Consider the following 16,258-nt stretch of genomic DNA (forward strand, 5'->3'; position numbering starts at 1 on the left):
ATTCGGAGGAAGCATGCAGAGCTTCGAGTGGGTCGACGCGGAATCCGTGGAGCAGGCCGTCTCCCTGCTGGGAGAGTCGAGCGAGCGCCAGCCCGTCATGGCGAAGGCCGGCGGCATGGACCTGCTCGACCTGATGAAGAACGGCGTCGTCTCGCCGCACCGGGTGGTGAACCTCAGGTCCATCAAGGGCCTGGACGGCGTGCGCTTCGACGCGAAGCAGGGCCTGGAGCTGGGCGCCCTGGTGACACTGGCGCGCGTGGCCCGCGAGCCCGAGGTGCGCGGGCGCTACGTGGCGCTCGCGGACGCGGCCGAGCACGCGGCCACGCCCCAGGTGCGCAACGCCGCCACCATGGGAGGCAACCTGCTCCAGCGGCCCCGCTGCTGGTACTTCCGGAGTGAGCACTTCCATCAGACCGGCGGCAACGACGTCGAGCGGGTGCGTGAAGGCGAGAACCAGTACCACGCCATCTTCGACAACCAGCGCACGGTGATGGTGCACGCCTCCACGCCGGCCACGGCGCTCGTGGCCTACGGGGCATCGGTGGAGCTCACCGGCCCCGGGGGCAGGACGCGCACGGTGCCCGTGTCCGAGCTGCTGCTGCCGCCGGACATGAAGCGCCCGCGCGACACCGTCATTGCCCCCAACGAGGTGCTGACGCGCGTGCGCCTCCCCGCGCTCGCGTCGGGAACCAAGGCCGCGTACCACAAGCAGGGGGAGCGCGAGAGCTACGACTGGCCCATCTGCGACGTCGCGGTGGTGCTGCGCATGGACGGCAAGGTGGTGCGCGAGGCGGCGATTGCCATGGGCTGGGTGGCGCCGACGCCTCGTCGTGCGACGGAGGCGGAGAAGCTCCTGGTGGGCAAGCCGCTGGATGAGGCGCTCGCGCGCCAGGCCGCGAAGGCGGCGGTGAGCGGGGCGACGCCGCTGTCGAAGAACGCCTACAAGGTGCCCGTCCTCGAAGCGGTGGTCCGCAGGACGGTCCTCGCCGCGGCGAAGGCCTGAGGGCGCGCGCGCATGGACTCGGGTGGCGAGCAGAAGCCGCCGGCCGTCTGCCGGCGCCTGCGCTCCAAGGGAACGCCGGGCTACCGGTACGAGGCGGTGGTGGACTGGGACGCGGGCTACGTGTCGACGGCGACGTTCTGGTGTGTCGACACGGGCGAAAGCGTGGGCCCGGATGACGACCTCGTGCACCCGCACTCCTGTGGCGGGGCCCGGGCCTGCTTCCGGGAGCCCAGGCAGGACTCCGAGGACGGCCGGATTCTGGAGTGAGCCGGCCGGGCTGAAGGTTCCCCGCCGGCCTCCAGGGCCCTGGCCCTACGGACGGGACTTGCCGGGCCAGCTCAGCGCCCGGCGAGTCCCCACCGCTTCAGCTCAGCGCTTCGGCAGCGTCACGGCCCGCGCGCGGGGACGCCGCATCGCGAGACCGAGCGCCGCGAGCAGCATGACCGCGGCTCCCGGCACGGAGCCCTCCGGACCCGACGAGCAGCCCCAGCCCGGAGCCAATACCGTCACGGGCCCGCTGGCCCCGGTGACGCTCGCCGCATCCTCCACGCCGAGCGTGGGGGTGGGCTTGTCCAACGACACGGGGAAGCCCCCGGGGACGTTTCGCACCCGCACCGTCACCGACGACGGGGCGCTCACATTCACACCGTCGTGGACGCGCAGCTGGAAGGTGAAGTCCGTGTCCCTCGTCACCGCCGGCGCGCGGAAGAGGGGCCGTGGCGAGCTCGAGTTGGCGAGCACCACCGCCGGCCCCGCCGTCTGCGTCCACGCGTAGGTCAGCGCGGCGCCCTCGGGGTCCGTGCCGCTGCCAGCGAGCTGGACGATGAGGCCCTCATAGCGCTCCTGAGCGGGCCCCGCGTTCGCCACCGGCGGATGGTTGATGCTCCTGCACAGGCCGCGGTGGGGGACGAACGTCGTGAACGGGGTGTTCACCAGTCCCTCGAACTGGATGTCATCCACGTCCCAGCCCGCCGCGCCGACGCTCACGTCCGTGCCGATGCGGAAACGGATGAGCACCGTCTTGCCGGCGTAGGCGGTTCCGAGGTCGGCCACGCCCTGGACGAACGCGGGATAGCCCTCGCTCCTACCGCTGTAGGCCATCCGGTTCTCGAGGGGGTTGCCGCCATCCGGCTCGATGAACGTGGTGTAGGACGGGCTCAGGAACGAGCCGATGTCCGTCCAGGTCCACCCGCCGTCCTCGCTCAGCTCGATGACGGCCCCGTCGTAGAAGTCCTCCAGGGAGTGGCGGTACTGGAAGGTGAAGCGGAACGCGCCCGTCGCCGAGACTTCGAGGGGCGGCGAGACGAGGAGGACGTCCGAGTTGGTCTGGTTGTCCGGACCGTGGAAGTACCAGTCCTGGTCCCCCGCGTCGTGCTCCCGCGTCCACGGGAAGGCGCCCGGATACGGCGTCTCCTCCAGAATCCACGGGTGGTGGACCGGGTCCACGGTCTCCACGATGCCCGTGCCCGGCAGCTCGTCGGTGTTCACCCGCAGCGTCAGGGTCCGCGACTGCTCCCCGGGGACCGTCTGGTCCGCGTCCCGGTACGTCAGCGTCAGGGAGATGACGCGCGGGGTGGCCGGGCCGGAGAGCCGGACCGGCACCTCCACGGTGACGAGCTGGAGCGGGTCGGTGGGAGGCACGGACACCGTCGTCCCTTCCGGGAAGGACAGGTCCGGCGTGTCGCTGGAGAGCGTCACGCTCGTCTGCGTCAGCCGGTCGGTGCCGCTGTTGCGCAGCGACATCCGCAGGCGCACCGTCTCGCCCGTGTCGAGCACCCCATCGTCATCACACGACGCGGGCGTCCCCGGCTGCTCGAGCACCTCCACGCTGGCCAGGACCACGTCCTTGCCGGTGGTGAAGCTCTCCACCACGCCGGAATGGTCCGTCGAGTCCCGCAGGGGCGCGACGGCCCGCGTCCCGGCGCCGCGCTTCGCGAAGGCCTGGGCGAAGAGGAGGTAGTCCGCCCGGTCCTCCGCATAGGCCACCGCCAGCAGCGCGTCGCGCGCCTCCAGGAAGGTGGGCGCGTTGGGGGTGAGCTTCATCGACGCGACGAGGTAGTCCTTCATCCGCTGCTGGGCCTGGGCGAAGGTGAGGCGCTGCTTGTCCCGCAGCAGCGCCGCGTAGCACTCCCACAGCGTCACCGCCCACACCTCGCCCGAGGAGTGGACCTCCGCGTTGTTCACACCGGAGCTGCCGAAGTTCACCGGGATGCCCTCGGGCAGCGGGACACCATTCTGGATGTAGCGCAGGGTGAGCGGGTTCTTCGTCAGGTCCGTCGTGTACGGGTAGCGCCGGCTGCCCCAGTAATAGCCCTGGTTCGCACCGCCGCTGTTGACGTAGGAGCCACGCGCGTAGACGCCGTTGAAGTTCGCGTTGGAGGGCAGCAGGTCATCGCCCTCGCGGACCACCATCAGCAGGCCCGCGAAGTCGCCCCAGCCCTCGCCCATGCTGCGGCCCTGGTTGTTCGTCAGGCCGCTGGCGTTGCCGATGAGGCGGTTGGACATGTAGTGCATCCACTCGTGGGCGATGATGGTGTTGTCGAGCGTGCCGTCGCGGTCCGCCCCCTGCCGCAGGAGCGTCAAGCGCTCCGGAGGCTGGGAGCGCAGCCAGGCCCCCAGGTACTGCTCCACCGAGACGACGGGGATGGTGACGGAAGAGTCCCGGCCGGGCACGGTGAACGCCGACGCGAACTCCCCCTCGGGGATGATGACGAGGCCCACGGCGCCGGCGGCCTGGGCGTGCACGGCCTTGACGGTGAAGGGGCAGCCCACCTGGTCCACGAGGGCAATCCTTCCTGCCACGGCGGCGGCGTTGGTCAGCGGCTCGCACGCGTCCGCCACGGTGCCAACGGGGCTCGCCACGCCGTCCTCGGCGACGGCCACGGGAGCGGTGACGTTGAACTGCTGGGGCCCGAAGGCGGCGACGCCCGTCGGCCAGCGGCCTCCCAGCGGGTGCTCCCACGAGACGTCCACGGCCCGGAGCCCTTTCGTGTCGTACACGAACATCTGCATCCGGGGCCGCGCGCCGTCCGCGGGCGTGGACATGTTCGCGTTGTTGCGGCCGACGTAGTCCTGTCCCTCGGCACGGAGGTAGTCCGCGTCGAGCCCCCCTCGTCCGTAGTTGTCGGTCTGCGCGTTGCCCGACGCCTCGTCGAAGCCGGAGTCGTAGTACCAGTCGTGCAGGAAGTTGGTGACGAAGAAGATCTGCGCCACCGAGCTCATCTGCTGCGCGTCCGTGACGCTCGGCGAGAGCAGCAAATCATACCCGTCGCCGAAGATGCCGGACCCGTTGAGGCTGCCGCGCAGGTCCCCCACGCCGAAGCCGCTGGGCGGGACGAGGTCGACATACGCGTCCACGTTGTTGCCCGTCGTCTGCGTGGCGCCCGTGGGCAGCCACGGGTCATTGCGGCTGAAGGGCGAGTTCTGCAGCGTCACGAGGTTGGGCGCCACGAAGGGCGCCTGGTAGCCGTCCGGCAGGCCCGTGGGGTGCGGCGTCGCCGCGTTGCCCTGCGGACCGTCATAGGGGATGTGGGGGCTCTGGGGGTCCGCCCACACGCGGTAGGTGTAGCTCTGGTGGGAGGCGAGGTCGTGCCGGTAGAGCACCTGCCCATCCTCCGCGGAGATGACGTAGGCGTACTGGTCGCCGTCCGTCGCGGTGACGGGGGTGGTGTCCAGCTCCACGTAGTACGCGGGCACCAGCGCGTCGGGCAGCGGGAAGAAGACCTGCTTCACGCGCGCGGGGGACGAGAACGTCACCAGGCGCGGCCCGGGGGTGAGCGCATAGTGGCTGTAGGGGCCCTGGGCGCGCCCCGTGAGCGACAGGCTCATCGCGGGGAGCGGGTCGCCGTGCAAATCCCTCCAGGCTCGGGCAATGGCCTCACGCGGCTCCAACGCGAAGGCCGCGGCGCCCTTCTCCAGCCCGGGCCTGGAGGCCTGCGGGCTCAGATGGCCGGACATGGCGACGAGCTGGTTGTCCGGGCCCAGCAGCACCTTCAGCGACTGGCGGAAGACCTCGATGCCTTCCACCTCCTGCCCGAAGGTGACGATGCTCGCGCCGTTGCGCGCGCGGTGGACGCCCCGCAGGGGGATGTGCGGCGCGTCGGTGCGGCCCAGCCGGTACAGCTCGGCCTGCTCGCCCAGGTACGTCCGCGCCACCTGCTCGGGCGGCACCGGCCGGAGGCTCTTCGCGCCGGGCTGCGCGGCGCGCACACCCCAGACAAAGGTGGGGACGCCCAGCCGGGGCTCCTCGTGCGCGACGTCCACGCCCTTCGCCCGCTCACGGGCGCTCGGCTCGCTCCCGGACGGAGGGATGCGCGCAAAGGCATCCACCGTGGGAAGCTCCCGGGCTGCATGAGCAGGTTGTCCCCCTACCGCCACAAAGATTGTCGTAGCTACCAACAGACTGCGCATCACCTTGCACACTCCCGTTTTCCTGAGTCCGGCCCCCTCCAACTCTAGGAGAAACGGCGCAATGCAAGCTCATGAGGCAATCAAACTGCAACCACCCCCTGGCTTCACGGGGCGTACACCCGAAATGCAGAGGGCCCCGGTTGCTTTTCGGCCGAAGACGCGCTCATACGAATTGGCGTGGACCTCCACACCGGTCAGCATGAGCGCTCCACCGCGAACGACCCGACACCTTCCGGATGAAACGCCTGTTCCGCGCCTCCCGCCTTCTTGCACTGCTCACGTTCCTGGCGGTCCTGAACCCCGTGGGCTGTCTGCTGCTGGTGGCGGTGTTCTTCGCGCCGCCCTGGGCGCCCTCGCTGGTGAATCTGCTCAAGGGCATCCTGCGGGAGTACAGCCTCCTCCTGCTGCTGCCGGTACTCGTGTCCGCGCTGCTCACCGCCTGCGTGATTCAGTCCGGGAAGTGGGGCTGGCTGCGCTGGGGCTCGGCGGCCGCCGTGCTGCTGCTGCTCTACACCGCGCTGATGCCCGCCGTGTCCACGTGGTGGCTGGCGCGGACGCACGGCATTCCACTCAGCCTCCGTGAGTACTTCCGTCCCCTCGTGGCACGGCGGCCCCTCCCGAGCCAGACGGTGCGCTTCGCCACCGTCGACGGCATCGAGCTGCATGCAGACGTGTTCCTCCCCGCGGCCCCGTCCTCCGCCGCACGGCCCGCGGTGCTCTACCTCCACGGAGGAGGCTGGAGCGGGGGCGAGCGCGCCTACGCCCGCGCGTGGGCCGGCTTCCTCACCTCGCTGGGCTACCCGGTCATCAGCCTCGACTACCGGCTCTTCCCACCCGCCTCCGGCCTGAAGGCCCCGGGAGACCTCCGGTGCGGCATCGCCTGGGTGAAGGCCCACGCCGCCGACTACGGCATCGACCCGGACCAGCTCGTCCTCTTCGGCGAGTCCGCGGGCGGGCACCTCGCCACCCTCGTGGCCTACGCCTCGGGCGACGCGCGGCTTCCCGCGTCCTGCGACGCACCCGACACGTCAGTGAAGGCGGTCATCAGCTTCTACGCCCCCAGCGACCTGGCCGCCCACGCCGGGCACCGTGCGGGCTCGCGGCGGGTGCTGGAGGGCTTCACGGGCGTGCCGCTGGAGGGACACCGCGACCTGTACGCGCTGCTCTCCCCGCTCACGCACGCCGGCCCGAAAGCCCCGCCCACGCTCCTCGTCCACGGAGGCGCGGACACCGTGGTGCCGCTCCACGCCTCACAGGTGCTGGCCGCGCGGCTCACCCAGGCCGGCGTGCGGCACCAGCTCTTCACGCTGCCGTACGCGGAGCACGCCTTCGACGTCTGGGACGGCGGCTTCGGCCGCCAGCTCGCGCAGGCCGTGGTGGGGCGGTTCCTCCAGCAGCACGTGCCCGCCGGCCCCCGCCCCTGAGTCAGGGCTCCACCGCGTGGACGCCGCCTTCCGCGTCCATGTCGAAGTGGAGGGAGCCCCGGTTGCCTCCCAGGACGAAGCCGACATGGCTCGGGGTCATCCACCCCAGGTGCGCGCGTGCGTCTTCGGCGAGCCCTACTGCCGCCAGGAGGCGGGCACGCTCTTCTCGGTGGCGTACCGCTCCAGGTCCGCGAGCTGTCCCTGGGCGAGCTTCAGCTCCACCTCCACCTCCCAGCGGCGCTTCGTGGCGGCGCCTCCGGCGGCCTCGTCCGCCAGCAGCTTGCGCTTCTCCTCCTCCAGCGTGGCGATGCGGGCCCGCGCCCGGCTGAAGTTGTTGCGCCACCCGTCAGCCTCCTGCCGGGAGCGGTCCGCCTCCTCGCGCCGCTGCCAGAGGCTCTGCTGCCACATCTGGATGCCGCCCTTGTTGCGCTTCCACTCCTCGCGCGAGGCGTGGAAGTCCTTCATCGGGACGTCGAAGCGCTCGGCATCCTCGCCCGCGCCCTCCAGCTTCAGCGAGGCATTCCCCGCCCCGGCGAGGAGCGAGCAGTCCTCCACCGGCAGCCGCGCCGCCCCCACGTGGATGCCCTCCGACAGCCCTCGCGCCGCGAACCAGCGCAGGCGCCGCGAGTCCTCCGCCGCGGACATCGTGTCGCGCACCGGCCGCCAGTACTCGAAGTCCACCGTCAGCGAGCACTTCTTTCCCTCGGCCTCAAGCTCCATCCGGCGCAACACGCGGCGCGGGGGCGCGTCGAAGCGCTCGATGAGCAGCGCCACCAGGCCCAGCTGCTCGACACGGCGGACCGACAGGAGCACCGGCTCCGCCGTCTCCTGCTGGTAGCGCTGGATTTCCCGCTGCTCGTCGCGGGCCACCCGCGCCAGCAGCGCCTCCCAGCGCGCCGTCGACTCGGGCGTGGTGGGGACGGTGACGAGCTTGCTGGCATAGGGGATGGGCAGCGCCAGCCCCATGCCGTCCGCGTCGTTGACCTTCATGGAGACGACACCCACCACCTCGCCGCGCCCGTCGAGCAGCGGCCCGCCGCTGTTGCCCGGGTTCACCGACGCGTTGAACTGCACGTAGCCGGTGCCCAGGTACTCCCGGCCCACGAAGCCCACCTTCCCCTCGTGCACGGTGAAGTCCAGCCCCTTGGGGCTGCCGATGAAGACGAGCCTGTCTCCCGGCTCCAGGCGCGTGACGTCCCCCAGCTTCAGCGGCGTCGCCTTGGCCCCCACCACGCGCACGGTGGCGAGGTCCAGGTCCACGTCGGTCTTCAGCGTCTCCCCGAGGAGCTGGCGCCCGTCCGGCAGCATCACCGTCATCAGCTTCCCGGCCGGGCAGACCACGTGCTCGTTGGTCAGCACCAGCTCCGTGTCCACGAAGAAGCCGGAGCCCGTCTTGCCCTCGCACCGCAGGCTCACCGTGCTCGGCGAGGCGAGCTTCGCGATGTCCTGCGTGGGCAGGGCGCCCTCCTCCCCTGAAGCCTTCCCGGCCTCCTGGCCAGTCGCGCCCGGGTCCCAGCCGGAGAGCTGCCGCGTCGCCTGCCGGAGCATGGGCGAGCGGGTCGCCCACGCGCCGAACGCGACGCCCCCCAGCACGAGGACGCCGAGCGCCGTGACGAGGGCCACTCGCGATGAGCGCCGGGGCGTGGCCCCGAGCGCCTCCGAGGGCTGGAGGTACGCGTCGGCGCCATGCTCGGAGAGGACGCCCAGGAGCCTCTGCGCGAAGGCGCTGGAGACGCCGCGGACCACGCGGTTGCCCGGCAGCGCCAGCGCCACCCGCGCCTCGGAGAACGAGGGCGCCGGAGGGCCGAGCAGGGCCAGCGCTCGCGCGAGCCCGAAGCGTTGGCGCTCGTCCCCCACGGCGTCCTTCAGCACCACGTCCATCAGGAGGCTGGCCCCACAGACGCAGCGCGCGCGCTCCCCCGCATCCGGCGCACCGCACCGGAGGCACCTCACCTCGACCGATTCCGACATCTTCGCCATGTCCCCGCGGCCACCTGCCAGGCGCGAGGATAGCTGGACTTCTCCTTGAAGAGAGAGCGCGGTTGGCTCCCGGGGTGGAAGCAGCCGGGCATGGGGCGCGCTCCACCCTCCCACCGCGACCAGGCGAGGTGCGGCGCTCCCGTGGCCCCCGCGAACGCTGTCACGTCGCCGCGTCACACGCCCGCATTCGCGGACTCAACTCAGGTGAAGGACGCGGAAGGCCATTCACCGCCACCGCGCCTGACTCCAAGAAACCCGGACTCCACCCCCCTCCCCCACCAGGAGGTCTCCCATGGATTGACACACGCGAAACCCCTTCGAGTCGTGAACCCAACCCAACCCATACCCATACATCAGGAGTGCCTTTCATGCAGACCCGACACGAGTCGTCCCAGATCTCCTTCGACCTGAAGGAGACCGAGCTGAAGTCCATCGAGGCGTCGCGCCAGTCGTCGAGCGGCAGGATGAACATCCAGACCGCCGTCCGCGCCGGCCGCGCCGTGGGGTTCGACTGCCTCTACTTCGCGCGCAACGCCCCGTTCGCGCCTGAGCACCTGTAGCCCGGACCCGTGAAGAGAAGACAGGGAGGATGCGTCCATGAATGTCGTTGCTGAAATCACCCTCGAATCGCTCGGGCAACACGGAGTCGGACCGCTCGAGCGTTATAGCGAATGCCTCAGGAGCACCTTCGAGGCGCATCCTCCCCCCTTCAGCGCCGCCTGGTACGGCGACCAGTTCCGGGAGATGGCGCGCAATCCCGAGTGGTTCGCGAACATCATCGTGGGCAATGCGTCCACGGAGGGCTGGGGCTCCGGAAAGCTCTGGCACCTGGCCGGGAAGACGCCCGACGAAGACGTCTCGGTGCTCATCCAGCAACACGCCATGGATGAGGCGCGGCACTCGCGGATGTATCAAAGCATGGTGGAGCGCATCTTCCCCGGCACGGTGACCGAGGCGCTCCGGGCCGAGTTCAAGACGCTCGCGCCCATCTACCGGTTCGGCGACAGGCCGGAGCGGCTGTCGCCGTACAGCGGCCAGGCCGTCCTGGACAACCTGCTCCAGATGAATGTCGCGGAGATTCGCACCCTGGTGAACCAGCTGCTGGCCCGCCCGGTGCTCATGACGTACTGCCCGGAGGAGTCGCGAGAGCGCCTCACGCGCATGCTCGACCGGCTCATGTGGGACGAGTCGCGGCACGTGGGCTACACGGCGCGGCTCATCGACCAGGCCCTGGCGACGGAGGACGCCGACTTCATCCTCGACATCGCTCCCACCCGCATCGTCCAGCTCAACGAGCTGACGCTGGAGGAGGTCGGCCGCGCGAAGTCCAATCCGCAGACTGCCTTTGCCTGAGCCGCGGAGGGCCATCGTCCATCCCCGAGGAGCCACACCATGTCAGACGTCGACCGTGCCATCTCGAAGCTGCTCGACCCGCTCTCCCTGCCGGCGTTCCTGGAGGCGTACTGGGAGAAGGAGCCCCTCCATGTCCAGCGCCAGGCTCCCGACCACTACGCGGGCCTGTTCGGGCTGGACGAGGTGGAGCAGTACCTCTTCACCGTCAAGCCGCGCGGCAACGAGCTGCGAATGGTGGCCATGGGGAAGCCGGACATCGTCTTCCACGAGCAGGAGGAGGCCCCGCCGCGCGTGGTGTTCCAGGCCTTCCGCGAGGGCTACACCCTCAACCTCAACGGCGTGCACCGGCGCTGGCCTGCGGTGCATGCGCTCGTGGACGCCGTGCAGCGCCGGCTCCGGTGCTACGCCAACGGCAACGCGTACATCACCGGCCCGGCGTCCCAGGGCTTCGGCACCCACCACGACGGCCACGACGTCTTCGTCCTCCAGACCTCCGGCCGCAAGCGCTGGCGGCTGTACACGCCGCAGGAGGACTTCCCGCTCGAAGGCCGGAAGATGGACGAAGAGGACTGGGGAGCCCCCATCCGCGAAGTCGAGCTGACTGCCGGTGACTTGCTGTACCTGCCCAGGGGTACCCCGCACTCGGCCGTCACCGGCGACTGCTGCTCCGTCCACCTGTCGATTGGCGTCCGGCCCGTGCTCATGGACGCGGTGCTCGCGGAGCTCGTCAGGGCCGTGGTGAGCAGGCATCCCCACTGGCGCCGCTCGGTCTCCGCCGTCGGAACGCGCTGCATCCGGCAGGTGCCCTGCATCCACGAGCTCGCGGAACAACTGGCGGAGGACATCCGTGGGCTGGGCCCGCTCGACCCGCTGCTGGAGACGCTGGAGGCGCAGCTCGTGCAGCCGGACGAGGTGGTGGGCCCCGGGCCTGGGGGCTACCTGCGCTCGCTGGAGGGACTGGGCGCGCTCCGCCCGGACAGCGAGCTGGAGTGCCGGCCGGGGCACGCGAGCGCGCTGTCCCGGCGCGGAGAGGAGGTGAGCGTGGCCTTCAACGGGGGCGCCCTGGTGGCGCCCGCGTTCTGCGAGCCCGCGCTCCGGTATGTCCTCGAGCAGTCCCGGTTCCGGATTCGGGACCTGCCGGACACACTGACAGAGGAGGCGCGCGTGACGCTGTGCCGGCGCCTCGTCCGCGAAGGGCTACTGCGAGTCGCCGGAGATGACCGGTGGCGAGCCGCTACTCCCCATCGGGCATCGTCTTCCGCCGCTTGAGCGGGTTCGGCTGTTCATCCTCCTGCTGGGGTGGCACCAGCGGCCCCGGCCCCAGCGGGGGCGGATGCACCTCGGCCTCCACCACCACCTCCTCCTCTGCCGCCTTGGGGAGCGAGTGGGAGATGCCACCCTCCTCTTTCTTCCGTCGCACCTTGGTCGCGCGCTCGTCCGGGTCCTCGCCCCAATGGTCGTCGACGTCCTCGGACTCCTGGGCGGAGACCGTCGAGGGTGTCGCCACCGGCATGGACGGTGCCCAGAAGGGCGCCGGCGTCGCGGCGCACAGGTCGACGAGCTGCTGCAGCCGCTTCTGCACGTAGGCGTGGGTATTCGGAGCGGTGCTCGCGAGCTGGGACTTCTCACCGAGCGCCCAGCTCCTATCGGGGATGACGATGCGGCGGAACATGCCCGATTTGACCGCTGCCTCCAGCGCGTCGAAGTCGAGCCCGAGCAACCGGGTGTTCTCCGCCAGCTTCGCGTCCTGGATGGTGAAGAACATGTGCGTCCCGGTGCGGACCGTCCTGACGTTCGGAAGCGTCAACAGCGGGTCGACCCCCATGAACCACTTCAGGGCGTCCGGCGTTTCGAGGCCGCAGTTGACCTCATGGATGAACAGCGTCTGCGGCTCGGCCTTGCAGATCTGCTCGGTCAGTCCCGTCTCCCTGGGGGAGACGACCACCGTCCCGAGGTATTTCCCGGCCCACTCCATCAACGCGGCGGTGCCCTTGCAGAGATGGGCATAGGTGTTCTTCGCCCGCTTCGGGAGCTGCGCGACGCCGATGCCGAGCGCCGGGAGGTCGCTCACGGTGTCCCAGGGGACGACGAGCGTCGAGTAGCGGCCGGTGCGCAGCCAGGTGAGGGCCTCCTCGAAGTCCTCGTCCAGCGCCTTCTGGTTCCTCGCCAGCTCGGTGTCGAGCATGGCGCCCTGGTCGCTCTCGTCCGCGCCGGGCTTCCAGCAGGTGCGGATGCCGACGGCGTTGAGGGCGGGACGGATGCAGGCCTGGGTGCTGCTCTGGAACACCCGGCTCCCCTTGTTCACGCCATTCTCTCCGAAGAGGAAGAGACAGCCGGGGGCGCCATTCGCGTCGGAGAGCGACCAGTTCGTCGAGGCGGGCCACTTGAAGACCTTGCCGGAGGGCTTCGGCCCGCTGCCCGAGGAGGTGCTGCCGGAGGACGAGGCCTTGCCCACCTCCGGCTTTGGTTTCGGCCCGGCTTCTGGCGGGGGCACCGGGGGTGCCCGGTCCCTCCACACGCACAGCGCCTCCCAGCCCGCGGGCGTGCCGACCGCGACGTCGATGAGCGCCTCGCGCGCGGTCGGTGTCACCGCGACGAAGTGGTAGTTGCCGTAGTTGACGAGCACGAGCTCCGGGCGCGCCGGGAGCGCGCGGTCCACGAAGTCCACCTCGTCGCTGTAGTAGCCGCCCCCGACGACCTGCACGTTGACGCGAAAGCGGACGCCGAAGAGGTGCGACGCGGCGCACAGGATGAGGAGGTCACCCCACTCCCCAGCCCGGCTCATGCCCAGGCAGAACTGCCGCCAGCGGTCCACCCCGAGGACGCGCCGGTAGGCCAGCACGTTGGGCCACTGCACCCGGTGCCAGTCATGGAGCTGCCCCAGGCGCGTGGCGAACTCCACCTGGGTGACAGGGCCCACGCGGCCGTCCGCGTCGAGGGCATGCCCCGCGAGCAGGTCCTCCAGGTGGTTCACACTGGCCTGGCGCACCTCGCCGTGGCGGCCCTCATCGCCGAAGACGAGCTGGGCGATGCTGCGGAAGAGGCAGTCGCCCCCTCCCTGGTTCCCACGCGTCCGCTGGTGCGACTCATGGAGGTGGAGGGCGAGCGTCTTCACCTCCTTCTTCCGCGGCGGCTCGGCCTTGGTGAGGGCCGGCCGCGACGCCTGGCGGGAGTCGTCGTCGTGCTGCGGCTTCCGGGCCTCGGCGGAGTCCCACTTCTGGAGGGCGCGCTGGAACCGCCGCTGCGCCGCCTCCGACGGAGCGGCCGTCTCGTAGGTCTTGTTCCACCAGTCCAGCAGCTCGTTCAGCGCCACCTCCCGAACCAGGAGCACCTCCGCGTTCTCGTACGCCGAGGCCCACGCCTCCAGCTCGTCGAGCGCGGTGGGCTTCACGCTGAACAGCTCGACGGGCGCCTCGACGACCGCCTCCTCCTCCTCGGCCTCCGTGTCGATGAGCCGCACCTCCGCCACGATGGGCAGGTGGTCGCTCAGCTCGCGAGCGAGCAGCATCAGCTCCTCGAGCTTCTTCGCCTTCTCCGGCCGCTCGGCATAGGCGCGCAGGTCCGTGAGGTTCTTGTTGGCGTTCTTCGCCAGGAGGAACGCGAACGGCTTCAGCGCATTGGAGAGCTGCTCCCGGGCGCGGAAGAACTCGGCCTCCTCCTCGAGCGCCAGGGCGTGCGGGAAGGGAATCGCCCAGGTGGACTTGAAGCCGAGCTTCCACCGGTCCGCCCGGCCGCAGATGGGAAGAATCTTGTCGTACGCGCTCGCGCCCATCCGGTGCTGGGGCGTGAAGGTCTTGTTGAAGCCCTGGATGAAGTCGAGCAGGCCGTGCGAGGTCTTGAAGTGGCCCGCGGTGAAGTCCGACTGCAGCTTGCTGACGAGGGCCTTCGCCGTCTTCGCGGAGGGGTCATCCTGCTCGAGCAGGTCGGGGATGAGCCAGGGCCGGAACTTCGAGACGGCCAGGGTGGACTGAACGCCCACCTGGGCCGGGAACTGGGTGTAGGCATCCGTCCTGCCGCTGATGCCGCGGAACAGCGCGCCGACCTCCAGCGTGCCGTCACAGTGCTCGACGGATGTGCTGCCCGACACGGTGTTGACGTTGAGGTCGGACAGGAGCATCCCCAGCCGCTTCGCCTTGCGCTCGGCCTCGCAGTAGCGCACGAAGGTGGGGAAGTCCTTCGAGCGGGCGGTCGCATTCGCCGCGCTCGGCGCGGGCGCGTGCCAGGGAACCAGGACGATGGGCGGACCCGACGCCGCCTTCTTGAGCTGGAAGGGGAAGCGCAGCGGCTGGCGCTTCGAGAACGAGAAGTCGTCGTCGAAGGCGGAGATGAACCCGACGTGGTCGAGGTCCGGCACCACCGTGGCCTTCTTCCAGAGGACACCGTACGTCTCGCCCTGCGTGTAGCCGCTCTTGTCCGTGTCCTCCGGGAGCTTCGCGGGCCAGGAGTCATAGGCGTCCGCCGCGAGCGCATTGAGCGCGTCGCGGATGCGCAGGAACTCCCGGATGCCGTCGTGCTTCGTCGCCTTGCCGTCCCCCGCGCCGTGGCGCTTCTTCCAGCGCGCGACCCGCCGCTCGTAGTCGGCGGTCATCGCCTTCTCGTTGACGCTCAGCAGCAGGTTCCAGCACGCGGTCCACAGCCGGGACTCGTATTGCCCCCGGGGCCCTTCAGCGCTCTTCCACTTCTCGCGCTCCTTGTCGGAGACCTCGTTCCCGACGATGCCCCGCAGGAACTGGACCCACAGGCTCATGCACCCGGAGGCCAGCAGCTTCAGGACCTTCTCGCAGGCGCTGTCGCGGGCGTCGCCCGCCTCCTTGGAGACGCCGCCCGTCCCATCGTTCTTCGCGTAGTTCGCGGTGTAGCCCTCCAGCCAGTGCGTGTAGCCCTCCGCGGAGAGCAGCTGGATTCCGTCGCGGAGCATCGCCGCCTGCGGCGCCAGCAGGAGATGCTCCTGCCGGCCAGGCTTCTCGGCCTTCCGCTTGCGCTTCTTCGCGCTCGGTTCCTCCCCCGCGACGCCCCCCTTCTTCGGCGCCCGGGAGATCGCTTCGGCGAGCGCGTCCGGGTCGACCGGGTCCGAGGCGTCCCCATCCACCACCGGGGCGAGGGCGTCGAGAATCGGAGCGCAGACGGTGCCCCAGGCCTCCTCCATCAGGGCGGCGAGCGCCTCTCCCGTTTCGGCATCCTCTATCGCCTTCGCCTGCTCGACGAGCGCGGAGACGTCGGGTTTGGCCCCCGGCCAGAGGGCGCCCTGCACCCGCTCTGAGAAATACCGCCCGAGGAGCCCCTTCAGCGCCTCCACGTCCTCCCCTTCCGATTCGTAGCCGAACGCCTTGAGCAGCCTGTCGAGCAGAGGGTTGCTCGCCTCCCGTGCGCCGCGCGCGGACGGCTTCACCGGCGGCTTCGGCTCCTTCTCTCCGGAGCCACTCCCGAGTAGCTCCAGGATGGAGACCACGTCCGCGTCCGCCTGGTGGATGATGCGCGCGGTCGCCTCAATCACCGAGTCGTCGCGCACCTTCGGGTAGCCGAACTTGCCGCCGAGGTTGGCGACGTTCCACAGCAGGCACCGGAAGGGGTACTCCCGAGGCGCCGGTGCGAGCTTCGCCAACGTCGTCACCGAATTCAGGGCCACCGTCTGGACGCCCCCGCCCTGCGGCTGGGAGAGCTCGATGACGGGCAGGGACGGCAGCAGCGCGTCCTCCATCAGTTGCTCGGACTGGAGGGTCGACTCGGCCATCACATGGATGCTGACCGGGGCTTCGTCTCTCGCGGCGTCCTGCTGGAGCTGCCGCATGTACTCCTGGAGCTCCGCGCGCTCCTGCTCCGTCCAGACGACTTCGTCATCCCCTCGCTGGGCCGCGGAGAGCTCCCCGAAGGCGGAGCCGAAGGGAGCATCGTCATCCCACTCCGAGGGGTCGAACTCCTCGTCGCCTCGCTCCGCGGCGGTCAGGTCGGCGAAGGCGGAGACGGGGGCCTCCTCCTCCTCGTGGGAGTGGAAGCGGAAACAGTCTTCACAGAACAACTGGCCGCACTCGTCGCAGGTGTCGAAGTCCCGCGCGGAGCCATCAGCGAGGTGTGGGCATCCCATGGCAGG

9 protein-coding genes are annotated in these 16,258 nt (G+C 70.3%); 6 read left to right on the top strand and 3 right to left on the bottom strand.

Annotation, left to right across the window (positions count from 1 at the left end):
• Nucleotides 1–13 precede the first annotated feature (13 nt).
• A complete protein-coding gene (locus ACX9TP_RS39680; protein WP_482975876.1) occupies nt 14–1,003 on the top strand; it encodes an FAD binding domain-containing protein in 990 nt (329 codons plus the stop codon).
• 12 nt (nt 1,004–1,015) lie between these two features.
• Nucleotides 1,016–1,270 (top strand): hypothetical protein, encoded by a 255-nt coding sequence (locus tag ACX9TP_RS39685; RefSeq protein ID WP_482975877.1) that lies wholly within the window; start codon nt 1,016–1,018, stop codon nt 1,268–1,270.
• A 102-nt stretch (nt 1,271–1,372) separates the two neighbouring features.
• Here ACX9TP_RS39685 and ACX9TP_RS39690 read toward each other — a convergent pair whose 3' ends face one another.
• A complete protein-coding gene (locus ACX9TP_RS39690; RefSeq protein ID WP_482975878.1) occupies nt 1,373–5,332 on the bottom strand; it encodes a myxosortase-dependent M36 family metallopeptidase in 3,960 nt (1,319 codons plus the stop codon).
• 317 nt (nt 5,333–5,649) lie between these two features.
• Here ACX9TP_RS39690 and ACX9TP_RS39695 point away from each other — a divergent pair, with 317 nt between their 5' ends.
• Nucleotides 5,650–6,837, top strand: coding sequence for an alpha/beta hydrolase fold domain-containing protein (locus ACX9TP_RS39695; protein ID WP_482975879.1), 1,188 nt, complete (start codon nt 5,650–5,652; stop codon nt 6,835–6,837).
• 135 nt (nt 6,838–6,972) lie between these two features.
• Here the strand turns inward: ACX9TP_RS39695 and ACX9TP_RS39700 are convergent, their stop codons facing one another.
• Complete coding sequence (locus tag ACX9TP_RS39700; RefSeq protein ID WP_482975880.1) at nt 6,973–8,808, bottom strand: S1C family serine protease; 1,836 nt, start codon at nt 8,806–8,808, stop codon at nt 6,973–6,975.
• Nucleotides 8,809–9,185: 377 nt separating this feature from the next.
• Between ACX9TP_RS39700 and ACX9TP_RS39705 the strand changes: the two genes are divergently transcribed.
• The 3 genes from ACX9TP_RS39705 to ACX9TP_RS39715 all read left to right on the top strand — a co-directional run bounded on the left by ACX9TP_RS39705 (nt 9,186) and on the right by ACX9TP_RS39715 (nt 11,439).
• Entirely contained in the window at nt 9,186–9,377 is a 192-nt protein-coding gene (locus ACX9TP_RS39705; protein ID WP_482975881.1) for a hypothetical protein, read from the top strand.
• Between the two features lie 184 nt (nt 9,378–9,561).
• Entirely contained in the window at nt 9,562–10,170 is a 609-nt protein-coding gene (locus tag ACX9TP_RS39710) for a hypothetical protein (protein WP_482975882.1), read from the top strand.
• 39 nt (nt 10,171–10,209) lie between these two features.
• A complete protein-coding gene (locus ACX9TP_RS39715; RefSeq protein WP_482975883.1) occupies nt 10,210–11,439 on the top strand; it encodes a cupin domain-containing protein in 1,230 nt (409 codons plus the stop codon).
• On the opposite strand, the gene ACX9TP_RS39720 is transcribed toward ACX9TP_RS39715, so the two are convergent.
• Nucleotides 11,405–16,252, bottom strand: a complete 4,848-nt coding sequence (locus ACX9TP_RS39720) for an OTU domain-containing protein (protein WP_482975884.1) — start codon at nt 16,250–16,252, stop codon at nt 11,405–11,407. The genes ACX9TP_RS39715 and ACX9TP_RS39720 overlap by 35 nt on opposite strands.
• Between the last annotated feature and the right edge of the window lie 6 nt (nt 16,253–16,258).

This window comes from Pyxidicoccus sp. M15 (assembly GCF_056858435.1).